We start from the raw sequence: 17365 nt of genomic DNA, 5'->3' as shown, positions 1-17365 counted from the left end.
GACCGATTCAGCTTCTGCTTCATCAAAGAGGTAGGGGCCGGTGCCGACCGGATGCCGGCTGAAACCGGTGCTGAGACTGCCCGAAGCATCCTTCTTCGCCTCGTCGGCCTTGTACTTGCGGAGCGCGGAGGGGGAAGCGATGCCGAAACCCGGGAGAGTCAGGGCATCGATCAAACCAGTGATCGGTTTGGTCAATTTCAACACGAACGTGTGGGAGTCCACGGCGCGGCAACTGTCGTAGTAACTGGCCGTCACCGTCTCGAACTTGTCCTTCGGAGCCGAGTCCTTGCCGGAATCCTTGGTCAGCTTCAACCCACCGAGGACGTTGGGGGAGCGCAGCATGGATTGGGTGGCCGCCTGGGAGTCCTGCGCAATGCCGGTGTCCCCGGCCGGCTGCACCTCGGTGTGGTGGAAGACCGATTCGAAAGCCTGACCGACCTTTCCTCCGAGATCCTGGGGAAGGTTGGCCCATCGTTCGAAGTTGTGAACGACGGCATCGGCATTGAACTCCGTGCCGTCGTGGAAGGAAACCCCGTCGCGCAAGGTGAAGGTGTAGGTGAGTCCGTCTTTGCTGATCTTCCACTCGGTGGCCAACCCCGGGGTGGGGGCCCCGGTATCCGGGTCAACGCTGATCAGGGATTCGAAGATTTGTCGGGTGACCCGGAAGGATTCGTTATCCGAGGCGAGGGCCGGATCCAGGATGGCCGGTGCCGCGGGGGTGCCGAACCGTATTTCCAGGTTCTTCACGATCGACGTCGAGGGAGGTGCAGCGGTGGGCAGTTCTTCGGGTGTCGTGGCCTTCGTGCAGCCGACCAGCCCCGCCATGGCGATGGAGCCGAGGCCCAACACCGTGCGGCGCGAGGGGCGGATTCCCCGGGAGAACGAGGTACCAGGGCCCTGAACGTCGCCGGGGCGGTTGGTGGACTCCACGCTCACTTGCTCCTTGTCTAGGGGCGCATCCCGTTGTGTTTTGCGGGGCCAATGACGGTCCTGCGACGAGCCGATGGGTGCTTCGTTGTCGTCGTGCATCATCACCTGGTGCGAGCGGGGGGACTTGAACCCCCACGTCCTAAGACACTGGAACCTAAATCCAGCGCGTCTACCAATTCCGCCACGCTCGCTGAGGCCCTCTACATGCGGAAGGCCTCAACCAGTGTAACGGAACCCCTTGCAAGAACCGTGAATTGGCGCCCGCACTTAAGAAACGGTGTCGAGCCCCAAATCTCGGTGCAGTTTTGCCACGTGGCCGGTGGCGCGGACGTTGTACTGGGCGAGCTGGACCTTTCCGTCTTCGCCGACCACGATCGTCGAGCGGATCAGGCCCTCATAGACGCGGCCATAGTTCTTCTTTTCGCCCCAGGCGCCAAAGGCGGCGGCGACGGAGTGGTCCTCATCCGAAAGCACGGGGAACGTCAACGCTTCCTTCTCGGTGAACTTCGCCAGTTTCGTCGGTGAATCCGGTGACACTCCCAGCACCTGGTAGCCGGCGGAGGCCAGCGAGGAGAGCGAGTCACGGAAGTCACAGGCCTGTTTGGTGCAGCCGGGGGTCATGGCCGCCGGGTAGAAGTAGACGACGACCTTCCGTCCGGCATAGTCAGAGAGCGAAACCTCGGAGCCGTCCGCGGCGGTCAAGGTGAAAGCGGGCGCTGGATCGCCGACGGCGAGGCGCTGGGATGGGGTGGTCATGGGCTTCCTCCAAGTGTCCGGATATATAAAAAGAGGCCAGCCTCGCGGCCGGCCTCTTTTATCGGTTGTGCACCCCTCGGGACTTGAACCCGAAACCTACTGATTAAGAGTCAGTTGCTCTGCCAATTGAGCTAGAGGTGCATTATTGCTTCCTGCGAATCCCTTGCGAGGCCGCGCTTTGCAACGAGATGAAACATTACCAGCACTTTTCCGACCGCGCAAAATCGCTTCCCTGAATGGGTTCCGTGTCACATTTTTAGGAATTTTCAGACCCGAATTGGCGGTCTTGCCGGGGATGAATCCTAAGCTGTGTGCATGGAACCCATCTCTACCTTTACTGTCCCTGACCACTACCTGCTCGATGCCTGCTCGCCGCTGCCTGCGGGCGTGCGTTGCGGAGTGTGGGATTTGGACAGCGAACCGCAGGGAGTGGCGCTGGAAGACATCGGAGCGGTGGTCTTGCCGTACTCGATGGCCTCAAAGAAGCGGTGGGGAAACGTTCGGAAAGCATCCAATCTCCGCTTGGTCCACACCCAATCCACGGGCTACGACGGCGTGATGGACGCAGTAGGCGAAGACATCGCCATTGCCTCGGCGCACGGAGTCCACGCAGCGGCCACCGCGGAACTGGCCGTCGGACTGCTGATAGCGGCCTTGCGTGGAATGGGCCAAGCGGCACAGAACCAGCTGACTGGCACCTGGGATTCGGCACGCTGGAAGGGGCTGGCCGATCGCCGGGTCGGTTTGATCGGGGTGGGCGGAATCGGCGAGGAAATTCGACGCCGGTTGGACCCCTTCGAGATTGACCTGGTTCGTATCGGCACCCACGCTCGAACCGACGAACACGGGCCGGTGCACGGTCTGGACGAGCTGATGGAGCTTGCCCCCGAGCTCGAAGCCGTTATTGCCATCGTTCCGCTCAACGATTCAACCCACCACCTGTTGGGTCGGGAACTCTTGGCCGCCTTGCCCGACGGCTCAGTGGTCGTCAACGTGGCCCGTGGCCCGGTCGTCGATACCGATGCGCTGACAGCCGAAGTAGCATCAGGGCGACTGCACTGTGCCCTCGACGTGACCGACCCCGAGCCTTTACCCAGCGATCACCCGCTATGGAAGCTCCCGAATGCATTGATCACGCCGCATGTCGGCGGTAATACTGAAGCCTTCCCACCCCGGATCGCCCAGCTGCTTCGTGAGCAGATGGCCAGCATGGCTGCGGGGGAGCGGCCGAAGAATCTCGTGCATCAGGGTGAGCACCTGCTCTAGGTCGACGCATGGCTCCCGTCAAGACCTGTGGTGTTCCGTCGAGCTAGCGAACGGATGACTATTTTGCCGCGGACTTCTCTCGGAGGAACGGGGAATCACAGGCCGGGCCACCGGGATTATTGGCACAGTCCTGGTCGACCAAGAGTTTCTTGGTGCGCCAAACGCTCATGGGCATGGGGTCACTCGGGACGCTAGCCGTACCGGGGATTGGCATCCATGGCCCGCCATCGACGGAGTACTCGCCGCGATAGGCGGTGCTCAGTTGGATGGTGAAATCGCCGGTCTCGTCATACACATGGCTGGTGTCCGTCGGTTGATCGAAGGTGTGATTCGGGATGGGTTTTCCGGGTTTTTGCAGTTTTCTGCTGTGGCCGTCGCCGTAGTTCCAGAGGTAGGACTGGGGGATTGCCCGGACACGAACAGGCTCGTCATAAATGTCGACGCTGAATGTCTGAGGGTTTGGAGCGGCGTACATATGTGCGTGACCATTCCGCAAGGAGAATCCTGAGGGCTGACTCTTAACCTGAGAACCACGAATGGGAAAACTCTGAAACTCTGCAGGAGTGACTTCGATGGTCCTTTGCTCCTGGACTGCGCGCTGAAGATCTTCTGGTTTCGCAGGTGAACCTTCGGGTGCTTGCGGTGGAGGCTCCGTCTTGCAATAGGTGTCCCGGGATACGAGTGCGCCGGCCGGGGTCCGAATAGTGCGGACTTTCAGCGGTTGATTGTCAGGGCATGGAGCTTCATCAAATGTCTTGCAGCTTCCATTGCCACCAAGCTGTAGGGCGCAGGTAGTCGAATACGAGACTCTGTATTTCATAGAGTTCGAAGGAGCCTTTGCCGTTGATTTCTTAGCTCCACCAGCACGTCCTTTTGGTGGTGTATTTGGCAAAACGTCGGTCTTACGCGTACTCCCCACCTTGTTTTGGTGGCGTTTTCGAGGAGCGATAGACGCGTCTTTTGTCGCTGTAGCATGCCGATTCTCGAATCCAATTATCGCCCCAGAGTCATCATTAGGTTGTCTTGACTGAGGGGCGCCGAAGGCAGCGTTCCCGCCGAATACTAGTGCCAGCGCGAACGCAAAAATAATGGCCCGAACGGGGCGAAAACAACCGACTTTGGTGTTCATTGTTGGACGCTCATGATTCAGGGAACTCCACCGAGTTGACGCGCCATCCATCTTTCCATCCCAAAAAGAAGGAACCGACGACGGGCGTTGAGGTTTCCTCGAGAGTCGTCCGTACGGTTTTGTCTGGATCGTAAACTTGGCCTCCTGCTTGCAAGTATGTGAAGGAGACCCAGACTTCATCTGGTCCCTCCTTTTGAGCAGAGCTGATTGAAAGATCGAACGCGCCGCCCGTGTTCCAGCCGCCCTTTTCCTTGTTGTGTTTTGCAGGTTCGATAATGGCCTCGTCGCATAGTTCGCAGTCCGAGGAGGAAACCTTGCTGATGGGTTTCGACTCGTTGGTCACCGAGGTGTATTCGATAAGTTCGAAGTAGTACTTGGTGAATTCGGCTGCGCCCTCAAGGTCGTGCTTCTTGGCCTTTGCAGGCATTTTTGGCACGGGCCAATTCTTGGCGGGGCCATCGGAGCTTGCGGCTATCGGAGTTGCCGAGGAGGACTTCGTCGTGGGGGAGGCAGCAGTGCTGCTGTCCTTATCACCTGTTGACTGTGTGGCTGGGGATGAGGAGGACTCGTCGTCTCCGGAAGCCGTGGTTTCTGCGCCGTCTGTGGGCGAGCAAGCGCTGAGGGCGATGGCGATGGCTGCTCCAACGGCGAATCTGCTGAGCGTCTTTCTTGCGATCGTGACCGGCATGAGGCCTCCGGGTTCGACAATGAAAACGGGCGTAAAAGCACCCTAACCCGAAAATCAACCGTGTTGAATAGTTATCCACAACTCCGTGTTCGAGGCGATCCAGCACTAAAAGAATCAACTGATGGTGACCTGCGAAGACACGTCGGATGCTTAGCGCAGGTGTGGCGCCTCGTCGCTCTAGCCAGGGGAGGGCGCCGATCCAGCAGGGCTGATAGGGCGCTCAGGCGCGAAATGCAGCGACGTCGGCAGCTGGTGAATCAGGCTTCGTTGCGATGATGCGGATCTGCTGAGACGCCAACGAGGGTGGCCGACATGTCTTCCATCGCTGTATGCATCCAGGACAAGGCAACTTCGTCATCCTTGTCGTCGGGCCGTGCATTAAAACGCATGAACTGATCGATTTCGAACCCCAGCACCTCGAGTAGACCGAGGATGCGCTCAAGCGAGCATGCCGTGGTGGCGCCAGAAAAGTGCTTGTCGCCAGACTGAGATGCCACGGGAACACTTCTGGAACTGCGGGGGTGATCCAGTTCGGTCAGGGATTTTCTGCCTTCGTGCTCTTGAAACATGGTGCCCCAGTACTTGACGTCGTGAAGCCTTGGGAGAAGTCCGTCAAGGCCGCTATGGCACCGCCCTTTTCCTTCGGCTAATGGCAATACGATAGTTCGAGCTTTCAACGTATGGTCTGCGGCCCGCAGGCGCAAATTCCGTGTGGATATCCGAGGGCCATTGGGTAGTCAGGGCTGTGACTATTGGTCGCTCTCGACGTTCTCCGGCTCACCGAACCCGTCCAAAAGGGTCAGGAACTCATCGAAAAATGCTGAGAAATCTTCGGCATCGTGGTGCTGTTGGAGCCTGACGCGGGCACCCGGGGCGCTGGTTGCAGCTGGCGGGGCATCGACTGTCGTTTCCGGGGCGACTTCGAAGCGGTAGACGCGGCCGGTGCTGGTCCCCACCTCGTGGCCACCGGCACGATCCTCGGCCAAATGACTGAGGTTGGTCAGGTTGATCGCCACGGCTGGTTCAAGGGCAGCCAAGGTCCCTGCATGCAAGGGGGCAACCAGGATTTCCATCGGCTCGCGCCGGTATCCGACAATATATTTGCCGCCTTCACCGGCACGCCCCGTCGCATAGACGAGGTTGTAGCTACCGAAATTAGGGATCTGCTGATCGAAGGCGCGGTGCAGATGGGCCTTGAGCGTCGAGTCTTCCGTCGTCTCGGGCGCGCTGACGTCACTGTCTGTTTTCCCCATGCCGTCCATCCTAAAGGGAATGGACTGATAGTTCAGGGCAAATGTTTCAAAAGCAGGTCACGGGTTCGTTGCGTTTGCCGGGGAGTTCTAGACTCTGGTTTATGAGCCAGGACAGCACCATAGACATCAAGCCACGCAGCCGCGCCGTCACCGACGGCATCCATGCGGCCCCGGCCCGCGGAATGTTCCGCGCGGTCGGCATGGGAGACGACGACTTCGCCAAGCCGCAAATTGGCGTGGCCAGCTCGTGGAACGAAATTACTCCCTGCAACCTCTCCCTGAACCGGTTGGCGCAGGCCTCCAAGGAAGGTGTCCACTCAGGTGGCGGCTTCCCCATGCAGTTCGGCACCATTTCGGTTTCCGACGGCATCTCCATGGGCCACGAGGGCATGCATTTCTCTCTCGTCTCGCGTGAGGTCATCGCCGACTCGGTGGAAACGGTCATGATGGCCGAACGCATCGACGGATCGGTCCTGCTGGCCGGCTGCGATAAGTCCCTACCCGGCATGTTGATGGCCGCGGCACGGCTCGATTTGGCCAGCGTCTTCGTCTACGCCGGATCGATCATGCCGGGCACCGCCAAACTCGAGGACGGCACGGAGAAGGAAGTCACTCTCATTGACGCCTTCGAAGCCGTTGGGGCCTGTGCTGCAGGCAAGATGAGCGAAAAGGATCTGGACACCATCGAACGGGCCATCTGCCCGGGCGAAGGAGCCTGCGGCGGCATGTACACCGCCAACACGATGGCCTGCATCGGCGAGGCACTGGGCATGTCACTGCCCGGCTCCGCAGCCCCGCCCTCGGCGGACCGCCGCCGCGATATGTTCGCGCGCAAGTCCGGCGAAGCCGTGGTGAACATGCTGCGCAAGGGCATCACCGCCCGCGACATCATGACCCGCAAGGCCTTCGAGAACGCGATCGCCGTGACCATGGCCTTTGGCGGATCCACCAACGCCGTGCTCCACCTGCTCGCCATCGCCCGCGAAGCAAACGTTGACCTCAAGCTCGAGGACTTCAACCGCATCGGCGATCAGATCCCGCACCTGGGGGACCTGAAGCCCTTCGGCGAATACGTGATGTACGACGTCGATAAGATCGGCGGCGTTCCGGTGGTCATGAAGGCACTGCTCGACGCGGGCCTGATCCACGGGGACTGCCTGACAGTTACCGGTAAAACCGTGGCCGAGAACCTGGCCGATATTGAGCCCCCGGCACTGGATGGACACGTCCTGCGCGCGCTGGACAACCCCATCCACGCCACCGGCGGGATCACCGTGCTCATGGGGTCGATGGCTCCCGAGGGTGCGGTCGTCAAGAGTGCCGGATTCGACGCTGACGTCTTCGAGGGCAGCGCCCGCGTCTTCGAGCGCGAACAGGGTGCCCTGGACGCGCTGGATCAGGGTGAGATCAAGGCTGGCGACGTCGTCGTCATCCGCTATGAAGGGCCCAAGGGTGGACCCGGGATGCGCGAGATGCTCGCCATTACCGGAGCCATCAAGGGGGCAGGACTGGGCAAGGACGTACTGCTCCTGACCGACGGACGGTTCTCCGGAGGGACGACCGGCCTGTGCATCGGGCACGTGGCACCCGAAGCCGTGGACGCCGGCCCCATCGCCTTCGTCAAGGACGGGGACAGGATCCGCGTGGACATTGCCGCCCGCTCCTTCGACCTGTTGGTCGACGAAGCGGAACTGGCATCCCGCCGTGAAGGCTGGGAGCCGCTGCCGGCCAAGTTCACCACCGGCGTGCTGGGCAAATACGCCAAGCTCGTGAAGTCCGCCAGCACGGGAGCCTACTGTGGCTAACTAAGGCAACGGGATGCGACGTCCGGCCACCGGACGTGTCCACGGACTGGACGTCGCGTCCACATATTGAGACAGGCAGTGGGTTTCGTTGACAGCCCCCGCAGCACCGGGGAAACTGAAGACATGCAGATCCGAACCGAAGTCCTACTAGTTACCAAGCGCGGAGCCTAAGCCTCGTTTGTAGGACACGGTGACGCGCGAACCCCTCTGAAGCCATGATGGCCAGCGGGGTATTTTTATGCGCAGAACTAGAGAAGAGAAGGAATATCCGATGAGTAACGGAACACCCATCAGTCCGTCACTGGTGGCCCAGGCCGCCGGCCGTGCCAAGGATCATGCTCCTGTCTCTTCCACCGTGGATGCCTCGAACCCTGTCCAGGGTCCGAATAACACCGTGGCACCCACTGAGATGACTGGCTCACAAGCCATCGTCCGCTCGCTGGAAGAACTGGGCGTCAAGGACGTCTTCGGGTTGCCGGGAGGGGCTATCCTGCCCACCTACGACCCACTGATGGACTCGACCAGGCTCAACCATGTCCTGGTCCGCCATGAACAGGGCGCAGGCCACGCGGCACAGGGCTACGCCATGGTCACCGGGGAAGTCGGGGTATGCATCGTCACCTCCGGCCCCGGCGCCACCAACCTCGTCACCGCCATTGCCGACGCCCATATGGACTCGGTCCCCATGGTCGCCATTACCGGACAGGTGCATTCGGCCTTCATCGGTACGGACGCCTTCCAGGAGGCGGACATCGTCGGCATCACCATGCCGATCACCAAGCACTCCTTCTTGGTGACCAAGGCCGCCGATATCCCGCGGGTGATGGCCGAAGCCTTCCATATCGCCGCCACGGGACGGCCGGGGCCGGTCCTGGTGGATATCACCAAGGACGCCCAGCAGGGCAAGGCAGATTTCTCCTGGCCGCCAAAGATTGACCTGCCGGGCTACCGCACCGTCGTGCGTGGTCATGCCAAGCAGGTCCGCGAGGCCGCCAAGCTGATCGGCGCCTCCCAACGCCCGGCCTTCTACGTCGGCGGCGGCATCATCAAGGGCCATGCCTCGGCCGAGCTCATCGAGCTGGCCGAACTGGTCGGTGCCCCGGTGGCCACCACCCTGCAGGCCCGCGGCGGCTTCCCCGACTCGCATGACCTGCACGTGGGGATGCCCGGCATGCACGGCTCGGTCTCGGCGGTCACGGCCCTGCAGCAGTCTGACCTGCTGATCACCCTCGGCGCCCGGTTCGATGACCGCGTGACCGGGGTGCTGTCCACCTTCGCCCCGTACGCCAAGGTCATCCACGCCGATATCGACCCCGCCGAAATCTCCAAGAACCGCACCGCCGATGTTCCGATCGTCGGCTCGGTCAAGGAGATCCTGCCCGAGCTGACCGAAGCCTGCCGGGCACGGTTCGCCAGCGACGGCCACCCGGATCTGACCCAGTGGTGGTCGACCCTGGACCGGTTGCGCAAGACCTACCCGATCGGCTTCACCGAAACCGAGGACGGCCTCACCGCACCGCAACGGGTCATCGAACGCATCGGTGCCCTGACCGGGCCCGAAGGCGTCTACGCGGCAGGGGTCGGCCAGCACCAGATGTGGGCGGCACAGTTCGTGAAATACGAACGCCCCCACCAGTGGCTGAACTCCGGTGGTCTGGGAACGATGGGCTACGCCGTCCCGGCGGCCATGGGCGCGAAGGTCGGCAACCCCGACCGCGTGGTCTGGGCCATCGACGGCGACGGCTGCTTCCAGATGACCAACCAGGAACTGGCCACCTGCGTGATCAACAAGATCCCGATCAAGGTGGCGGTCATCAACAACTCCTCCCTGGGCATGGTCCGCCAATGGCAGACCCTGTTCTACGACGGCCGCTACTCCAGCACCGACCTGAACACCGGTCACGGAACGGCGCGGGTGCCCGATTTCGTCAAACTCGCCGACGCCTACGGTTGCGTGGGGTTGCGCTGCGAACGCGATGAGGACATCGACGCCACGATCCAGCAGGCGCTGGAAATCAATGACCGTCCGGTCGTGATCGACTTCGTCGTCAGTGCCGACGCCATGGTGTGGCCGATGGTCCCCACCGGCGTGAGCAATGATGCGATCCAGATCGCCCGCGGCATGACCCCCGAATGGGAAGAGGAGGACTAGGACCATGGCACGCCATACCCTTTCAGTGCTCGTGGAGGACGTCCCCGGCGTCCTGACCCGCGTGGCCGGCCTGTTCGCCCGCAGGGCGTTCAACATCAACTCATTGGCCGTGGGCCCCACCGAAGTGCCCGGGATGTCTCGGGTGACCGTCGTGGTCGACGCCGAAGGAGACCTCCTCGAGCAGGTGACCAAGCAGCTCAATAAGCTGATCAACGTCATCAAAATCGTTGAACTGACCCCCGATTCCTCGGTGCAGCGCGACCATATCCTGGTCAAGGTGCGTGCCGACGCAGCCACCCGGCTGCAGGTCACCCAGGCGGCAGACCTCTTCCGGGCCTCCATCGTGGACGTGGCCACGGACTCAGTGGTCATCGAGGCCACCGGCACCCCGGATAAACTCGATGCGCTGTTGGCCGTCCTGGAACCCTTCGGGGTCCGCGAAATCGTTCAATCCGGCACCCTGGCCATCGGCCGCGGTTCCAAATCGATGTCGGACCGCGCCCTGCGTGCGGTCTCCGCCTGAACAGCAACAAAATACTTCCAGACTCAGATACCGAATAGCACCAAGGAGTTATCACCGTGACCGACATGTACTACGACGACGACGCAGACCTTTCGATCATCCAGGGCCGCAAGGTGGCCGTGATCGGCTACGGCTCGCAGGGCCACGCCCACGCGCTGAGCCTGCGCGATTCCGGCGTCGACGTCCGCGTCGGCCTGCGCGAAGGATCAGCCTCCCGCGCCAAGGCCGAGGCAGAGGGCCTGCGGGTCGTGGGTGTCGCCGAGGCGGCAGCCGAAGCAGATGTGATCATGCTCCTGGCACCGGATCAGATCCAGTCCAAGGTCTACCAGGACGAGATCGCCTCGAACCTGGTGGCCGGCGACGCACTGTTCTTCGGGCACGGCTTCAACATCCGCTTCGGCTACATCCAGCCGCCGGCAGATGTCGACGTCGCCATGGTCGCCCCCAAGGGCCCGGGCCATATCGTCCGCCGCGAATTCGAAGCAGGCCGTGGCGTGCCGGATCTCATCGCCGTGGAGCAGAACCCCTCGGGGAAGGCCAAGGAACTGGCCCTGTCCTATGCCAAGGGCATCGGCGGAACCCGCGCCGGCGTCATTGAGACCACGTTCACCGAAGAAACCGAAACCGACCTCTTCGGCGAGCAGGCAGTGCTCTGCGGCGGCGCCTCGCAGCTGGTGCAGTACGGCTTCGAGGTTCTGACCGAAGCCGGCTACAAGCCCGAGATCGCCTACTTCGAGGTCCTCCACGAGCTCAAGCTCATCGTCGACCTGATGGTCGAAGGCGGCATCGCCAAGCAGCGCTGGTCCGTTTCGGACACCGCCGAGTACGGCGACTACGTCTCCGGCCCGCGGGTGATCACCCCCGAGGTGAAGGAAAACATGAAGGCCGTCCTCGCCGACGTGCAGAACGGCTCCTTCGCCAAGCGCTTCATGGATGACCAGGCAGCCGGCGGGAAGGAATTCCTTGAGCTGCGCAAGAAGGGCGAGGATCACCCGATCGAGTCCACCGGCCGGGACCTGCGCAAGCTGTTCTCCTGGATCCAGACCGACGACGACTACACCGACGGCGTCACCGCCCGCTAGATCGACAGCGCCCCGGCGCACCCACAGCACGACGGTGATCGCCCGTCCCGTTCCGACGGGGCGGGCGATCGCCTTTTCTGGTCATGTGTGGGAACCAGCACGTCATATTCGCCGGCCCGGGCATCGCTGATCGTAATATCCGCACTTGCACACGGGCAGGGGAGGCCCCGGAGGATAATCTGGACCTTCGGGACCGAACGACCCGGCCCCGATCCGCATCCGTCGATCGCAAAGGTGCCACCTCCGTGTCAGAAACCAAGCCCGTCGTCCTCTTGGCCGAAGAACTCTCGCCCGCCACCGTCCAGGCGTTGGGCCCGGACTTTGAGATCCGCAGCACCGATGGTTCCGATCGAACCCAGCTGCTGGAGGCCATCGTGGACGCCGAGGCGATCCTGGTTCGTTCAGCCACCCAGGTCGACGCCGAGGCCATCGCCGCCGCGACCAAGCTCAAGGTGATCGCCCGCGCCGGCGTCGGACTGGACAACGTGGACATCAAGGCCGCCACCCAGGCCGGTGTCATGGTCGTGAACGCCCCGACCTCAAATATCATCTCGGCTGCAGAACTCACCGTCGGGCATATTGTTTCGCTGGCCCGCAGGATCCCCGCGGCCAACGCCTCGCTGAAATCCGGTGCCTGGAAGCGTTCGGCCTACACCGGCGTCGAACTCTATGAGAAGACCGCGGGCATCATCGGGTTGGGCCGTATCGGCGCCCTCGTGGCGGCCCGGCTGCAGGGCTTCGGCATGGATGTGGTCGCCTATGACCCTTACGTCACCAGCGCCCGCGCCCAGCAGATGGGGGTGCGCCTGCTCGAACTCGACGAATTGCTGGCCACCTCGGACTTCGTGACCATCCACATGCCCAAAACCCCCGAAACCCTGGGCATGCTCGGTGCCGAGGCCTTCGGCAAAATGAAGGACAGCGCCTACGTCGTCAACGTCGCCCGTGGCGGCCTGATCGACGAGGACGCCCTGTATACCGCGCTGAAAGAGGGCCAGATCGCCGGCGCCGGGGTGGACGTGTACGTCTCAGAACCCAGCACCGACCTGCCGTTCTTCGACTTCGACAACGTCACCGTCACCCCCCACCTGGGCGCCTCCACCGCGGAAGCCCAGGAAAAGGCGGGCGTCTCGGTCGCCAAATCGGTCCGCCAGGCGCTCTCGGGAGAACTCGTCCCCGACGCGGTCAACGTCGCCGGCGGCGTCATCGACGAACAGGTACGCCCCGGCATCCCGCTGATCGAGAAGCTCGGACGCATCTTCACCGCGCTGACCGTGGATTCGCTCACCTCCCTGGATGTCGAGGTGGCCGGGGAGATTGCCGAACTCGATGTCAAGGTGCTGGAACTCTCGGCACTGAAGGGCGTTTTCCGGGATATCGTCTCCGACCAGGTCTCCTATGTGAACGCCCCCGTGCTGGCCGAACAGCGCGGGATCTCCACCCGGCTGGTCACCACCACCGAATCACCCGAATACCGTAACGCGTTGACCCTGAAGGGCGCCCTGTCCGACGGCCAGCAAATTTCGGTCACCGGCACCCTGACGGGGCCGAAGCAGATCGAGAAGCTGGTCGGAATTGGCGGGTATGAACTCGAGATCCCGATCGCCGAACACATGATCGTGCTGATCTACCAGGACCGGGCAGGGGTCATCGGCACCTTGGGCAGCACCTTGGGCCAGCACGGGGTCAACATCGCCGCCATGCAGGTCTCCCGCAATGAGGAAGGCGGCCCGGCCCTGGCAGTGCTCGCTGTGGACTCCTCCCTGCCGGCGGGGGTCCTGGATGAGGTCAGGGATTCGATTAGCGCTACCACGGCCCGCGAAGTAGACCTCTCCGAGTAATTCACGCGCAGCATCAACCCGCCGCAGGGCGTGTGGGACATCGGCATGGTCGGTGCACCCCACGCCCTGCGTCGCAAGCTGCGGATGGGCCCGCCGGGGCCGATGAGTCCGGTTACTACAGCGTCGATGGGCGGCGGAGCTCCAGGGTGCGGTAGATTTCTGGGGTGACTTCAACTCAGGATCAGACCCCGTTCTACATCACCACGGCCATCTCGTACCCCAATGGCGACCCGCATATCGGCCATGCCTACGAGTTCATTGCCACGGACGCCATGGCGCGTTTCAAGCGCCTGGACGGGGGTGACGTCTTTTTCCTGACCGGTACGGACGAACACGGCCAGAAGATGTTGCAGACCGCCGAGAAGGAAGGCATCACGCCCCGCCAGCTCGCCCAGCGCAACTCGGACGTCTTCCAGGAGGCGCAGGACGAACTGGGGATCAGCTACGACCGGTTCATCCGCACCACCGACGTGGACCACCTCGAAGCCGCCCAGGCCATCTGGAAGCGCATGGAGGAACGCGGCGATATCTACCTCGATAAGTACGCCGGCTGGTACTCGGTGCGCGACGAAGCCTTCTACGGTCAGGACGAGACCGAGGTCCGCGAGGACGGCATCCGGTACGCCACCGAATCCGATACCGAGGTGACCTGGACCGAAGAGGAATCCTATTTCTTCCGCCTCTCCGCCTACCAGGACAAACTGCTGGATCTCTATCGCGACCAGCCCGACTTCGGGGCACCGCACTACCGGTTCAACGAGGTCATCCGTTTCGTTGAGGGTGGGCTGAACGACCTCTCGGTCTCACGCACCTCCTTCGACTGGGGGATCCCCGTACCCGGAAACCCGGCCCACGTGATGTACGTGTGGGTGGACGCGCTGACCAACTACCTGACCGGGGTGGGTTTCCCGGACACCGATTCGGCCTCCTTCCGTAAATACTGGCCCGCGGACCTGCACGTCATTGGCAAGGACATTTCCCGCTTCCACGCCATCTACTGGCCGGCCTTCCTGATGTCCGCCGGGCTGGAATTGCCACGCCGGATCATGATCCACGGCCACCTGCACAACAACGGCGTGAAGATGTCCAAGTCCCTGGGCAATACCGTGGCCCCCGCCGACTGGGTGGAAAACTACGGTCTGGACCAGACGCGGTACTTCCTGCTGCGCGAAGTCCCCTTCGGCGCCGACGGAAACTACAGCCACGACGCGATCGTCGCCCGGATGAATTCGGATCTGGCCAATAACCTCGGCAACCTGGCCCAACGCTCCCTGTCCATGGTCGCCAAGAACTGTGGGGGACTCGTCCCCACCCCAGGCGACTTCACCGACGCCGACCGGGAACTACTGGACGACGCCGAGGCACTGCTGGAGCTGTCGCGCAGCGCTTACGATCGCCAGGAGTTCAGCAAGGGACTCGAGGCCGTATGGCATGTGCTGGGGGATACGAACGCCTACTTCGCAGAAAATGCGCCCTGGGTGCTGCGCAAAACGGATACCGCCCGGATGGAAACCGTCCTGTATGTGACGTTGGAAATCCTGCGGAAGGTCGCCTTGCTGGTGCAGCCGGTGATGCCCACCGCGGGGAGCCAGCTGCTGGACGTCCTGGGCCAATCAGGGGGAGCGGCACGCACGTTCGCCGCCTATGACTCGGCCATTGAACCGGGGGCCGAACTGCCTGCCCCGAGGCCGATTTTCCCGAAGTACGAAGAGCCCGCCGCGGAGTGAATAGGCGCTAGTCAACGGCCTGACGGCGGGTGCCTGCCGCCGGGTGACAGGGAGTACCGGCTGGCGGGGATCGCGCCGATGACGGGTCCGGGGGAAGAGACCGGCAAATTGACAGTGGATGCCTTGTCAGTAAAGTGGGTCAACGGACTTACTCGTACCCCCTACCCCGTATTTGAGGACTGTCATGAGCATCCCACCGGAAATCAGCGGTGAGAATCTAGACCAGAGGCGTGCCTCCCCGACGGAGGCGAAGAAGCCCATTATCCCCGCACCGCGCGTCTTCTGGCCCGCACTAGCCGTCATCGTGGCGCTGGTCGCCGTGGCGATGATTGCCCCCGATGGCACGTCGAAGGTCTTCGGCAATATGCAGTCTGCAGTGGTGGAGGGCCTGGCCCCCTACTACATGTTGGTGGTCGGAGCCTTCGTGGCCTTCGCGATCTGGATGGGCTTGAGCCGCTACGGCAACATCAAGCTCGGCAAGGACGACGAGAAGGCAGAATTCGGCCTGCTGTCATGGTTCGCCATGCTCTTCGCCGCAGGCATGGGCATTGGCCTCGTGTTCTGGGGCGCCGCCGAACCACTGACTTTCTTCGTGAACCCCAAACCCGGCGTGACCGGGGACGAGGCGGATCTTGCTCGGGCCGCCATGGGACAGACCTTCATGCACTGGGGGTTGCATGCCTGGGCCATCTACGCAGTCGTCGGTCTGGCCATGGCCTATGCCATCCACCGTCGAGGATTCCCGATCTCCATCCGCTGGACCCTGGAACCCCTGCTAGGGGACAAGGTCAAGGGCGGGCTCGGCGACACGATTGACGTGATCGCCGTGGTCGGCACCCTGTTCGGCATCGCGACCTCGCTGGGCCTGGGCGTCCAGCAGATCTCAGCCGGACTGTCCCATATGGGCGTTGTCGGTGAAGTGAACAACACGTTGTTGGTGGTGTTGATCATCATCATCACCCTCTTCGCGCTCGTCTCCGCCGTCAGCGGCGTCGGCAAGGGCATTAAGTGGCTTTCGAACATCAACCTGGGCTTGGCCGGGGTCTTCATGATCTCCGTCCTGCTGCTCGGCCCGACCCTGTTCATCTTCCGCGACCTGATCTCCTCGCTGGGCTACTACCTGCAGAACATCCTGGGCATGACCCTCGACACCGCGACCTACACCGGTGCAGCCGGTCAGGAGTGGCTGGGCGACTGGACCATCTTCTACTGGGGTTGGTGGATGTCCTGGGCACCCTTCGTCGGTGTCTTCATCGCCCGGATCTCCCGTGGCCGGACCGTGCGCGAATTCGTCCTCGGCGTCCTGGCGGTTCCGACCATCGTCAGCTTCATCTGGTTCTCCATCATGGGCGGAACGGCCATCCAGGCCGCCTGGGATGATATGAACGGCGGACTGTTCGACGAGAAGGAAGGCATCGTCTCGGAGAACGTCCTGTTCAACATGCTCAGCCAGTTGCCGCTGGGTGGGGTGTTGTCGGTCATCGCCGTGTTGCTGGTGACGATCTTCTTCGTGACCTCCTCGGACTCGGGGTCGCTGGTGATCGACATGCTGGCTTCCGGCGGAGATACCGATCCGCCCAAGTGGAGCCGTGTGCTCTGGGCGTCCCTCGAAGGCCTCGTCGCCATCGCGCTGCTGTTGGCCGGTGGTCTGGGCGCCCTCCAAACGGCGTCCATCCTCACCGCGCTGCCGGTCAGCATCGTGATCATCGGGATGTGCCTGGCCACCTTCAAGGCCCTGAACGCCGAACATCAGGTGCTCCTGCGGGCCGAACGTCGCCAGCGTCGGCGTGAGCTGGCCCGCGAGGTCGGCGAAGGCGTGACCGACGAGCTCACGGACAACTTCGATGAGCGCTTCGGCGAGCAGGTGGACGACCGGATTGAAACGGCACTTCCATCCAACGTCAAGACCCCTCCACGCCCGTGGAAGCCACGCGATAGGCGTCCTCGACTCTAAGTCGCCTCGAGGACCAAGCAGCATCACAGCAGGGCCCCCTCTGGAACTTCTTCCAGAGGGGGCCCTGCTTTTTGTTGTGACCGCCGGGATGGCTGCTCGGCGACATCGCGTCGTCGCGGCCCGGGCAGGAAACATCTCCACGACCGCCACCGATTCTCCCCGCAGGCAGGGGCATCGAGGAGGTGTTGCGTGGCTCACTAAATTAAACTAGAGTCTAGTTTCAGTTATTGAAACACAGCTCGACGATCCTCCCCGTCGC

14 protein-coding genes and 2 tRNA genes are annotated in these 17365 nt (G+C 62.5%); 8 read left to right on the top strand and 8 right to left on the bottom strand.

Annotated features, from left to right (window positions below; translation table 11 throughout):
• The 4 genes from ACT3UE_RS11295 to ACT3UE_RS11280 all read right to left on the bottom strand — a co-directional run.
• On the bottom strand, positions 1 to 930 hold a 930-nt coding region (locus ACT3UE_RS11295), incomplete at its 3' end, for an ABC transporter substrate-binding protein (RefSeq protein WP_443384782.1).
• A gap of 106 nt (positions 931 to 1036) precedes the next feature.
• Positions 1037 to 1121, bottom strand: a tRNA-Leu gene (locus ACT3UE_RS11290).
• Positions 1122 to 1197: 76 nt separating this feature from the next.
• Positions 1198 to 1686, bottom strand: coding sequence for a thioredoxin-dependent thiol peroxidase (gene bcp / locus ACT3UE_RS11285; protein ID WP_086998535.1), 489 nt, complete (start codon positions 1684 to 1686; stop codon positions 1198 to 1200).
• 68 nt (positions 1687 to 1754) lie between these two features.
• A tRNA-Lys gene (locus ACT3UE_RS11280) sits at positions 1755 to 1827 on the bottom strand.
• A gap of 174 nt (positions 1828 to 2001) precedes the next feature.
• Here ACT3UE_RS11280 and ACT3UE_RS11275 point away from each other — a divergent pair.
• The gene (locus ACT3UE_RS11275; RefSeq protein ID WP_443390327.1) at positions 2002 to 2952 is read left to right on the top strand and encodes a 2-hydroxyacid dehydrogenase; all 951 of its coding nucleotides are present in this window, start codon (positions 2002 to 2004) and stop codon (positions 2950 to 2952) included.
• 58 nt (positions 2953 to 3010) lie between these two features.
• Here ACT3UE_RS11275 and ACT3UE_RS11270 read toward each other — a convergent pair whose 3' ends face one another.
• From ACT3UE_RS11270 to ACT3UE_RS11255, 4 genes are all read right to left on the bottom strand, one after another.
• Positions 3011 to 4081, bottom strand: coding sequence for a hypothetical protein (locus tag ACT3UE_RS11270; protein ID WP_143269258.1), 1071 nt, complete (start codon positions 4079 to 4081; stop codon positions 3011 to 3013).
• 10 nt (positions 4082 to 4091) lie between these two features.
• Entirely contained in the window at positions 4092 to 4769 is a 678-nt protein-coding gene (locus ACT3UE_RS11265; RefSeq protein ID WP_281255511.1) for a DUF6318 family protein, read from the bottom strand.
• 257 nt (positions 4770 to 5026) lie between these two features.
• Entirely contained in the window at positions 5027 to 5338 is a 312-nt protein-coding gene (locus ACT3UE_RS11260) for a hypothetical protein (RefSeq protein WP_143269260.1), read from the bottom strand.
• 180 nt (positions 5339 to 5518) lie between these two features.
• On the bottom strand, positions 5519 to 6022 hold the full coding sequence (locus ACT3UE_RS11255) for a hypothetical protein (RefSeq protein WP_086998555.1): 504 nt from the start codon (positions 6020 to 6022) through the stop codon (positions 5519 to 5521).
• 101 nt (positions 6023 to 6123) lie between these two features.
• Here ACT3UE_RS11255 and ilvD point away from each other — a divergent pair, with 101 nt between their 5' ends.
• The 7 genes from ilvD to ACT3UE_RS11220 all read left to right on the top strand — a co-directional run bounded on the left by ilvD (position 6124) and on the right by ACT3UE_RS11220 (position 17106).
• Positions 6124 to 7827, top strand: coding sequence for a dihydroxy-acid dehydratase (gene ilvD, locus ACT3UE_RS11250; protein ID WP_086998558.1), 1704 nt, complete (start codon positions 6124 to 6126; stop codon positions 7825 to 7827).
• 271 nt (positions 7828 to 8098) lie between these two features.
• A complete protein-coding gene (locus ACT3UE_RS11245) occupies positions 8099 to 9979 on the top strand; it encodes an acetolactate synthase large subunit (RefSeq protein WP_441380595.1) in 1881 nt (626 codons plus the stop codon).
• A 4-nt stretch (positions 9980 to 9983) separates the two neighbouring features.
• Positions 9984 to 10502, top strand: a complete 519-nt coding sequence (gene ilvN / locus ACT3UE_RS11240; RefSeq protein ID WP_086998562.1) for an acetolactate synthase small subunit — start codon at positions 9984 to 9986, stop codon at positions 10500 to 10502.
• A 56-nt stretch (positions 10503 to 10558) separates the two neighbouring features.
• Positions 10559 to 11584, top strand: coding sequence for a ketol-acid reductoisomerase (ilvC, locus tag ACT3UE_RS11235; RefSeq protein ID WP_179204284.1), 1026 nt, complete (start codon positions 10559 to 10561; stop codon positions 11582 to 11584).
• Positions 11585 to 11829: 245 nt separating this feature from the next.
• Positions 11830 to 13425 (top strand): phosphoglycerate dehydrogenase, encoded by a 1596-nt coding sequence (gene serA, locus ACT3UE_RS11230; RefSeq protein ID WP_441380597.1) that lies wholly within the window; start codon positions 11830 to 11832, stop codon positions 13423 to 13425.
• A 164-nt stretch (positions 13426 to 13589) separates the two neighbouring features.
• Positions 13590 to 15152, top strand: coding sequence for a methionine--tRNA ligase (gene metG / locus ACT3UE_RS11225; protein ID WP_443348081.1), 1563 nt, complete (start codon positions 13590 to 13592; stop codon positions 15150 to 15152).
• Positions 15153 to 15336: 184 nt separating this feature from the next.
• Positions 15337 to 17106 (top strand): BCCT family transporter, encoded by a 1770-nt coding sequence (locus tag ACT3UE_RS11220; protein ID WP_443348082.1) that lies wholly within the window; start codon positions 15337 to 15339, stop codon positions 17104 to 17106.
• Positions 17107 to 17365: the final 259 nt, after the last annotated feature.

This window comes from Arthrobacter sp. 179 (genome assembly GCF_052379645.1).
Lineage (GTDB): Bacteria > Actinomycetota > Actinomycetes > Actinomycetales > Micrococcaceae > Arthrobacter_H.
This window is presented reverse-complemented; position numbering and strand designations above follow the sequence as displayed.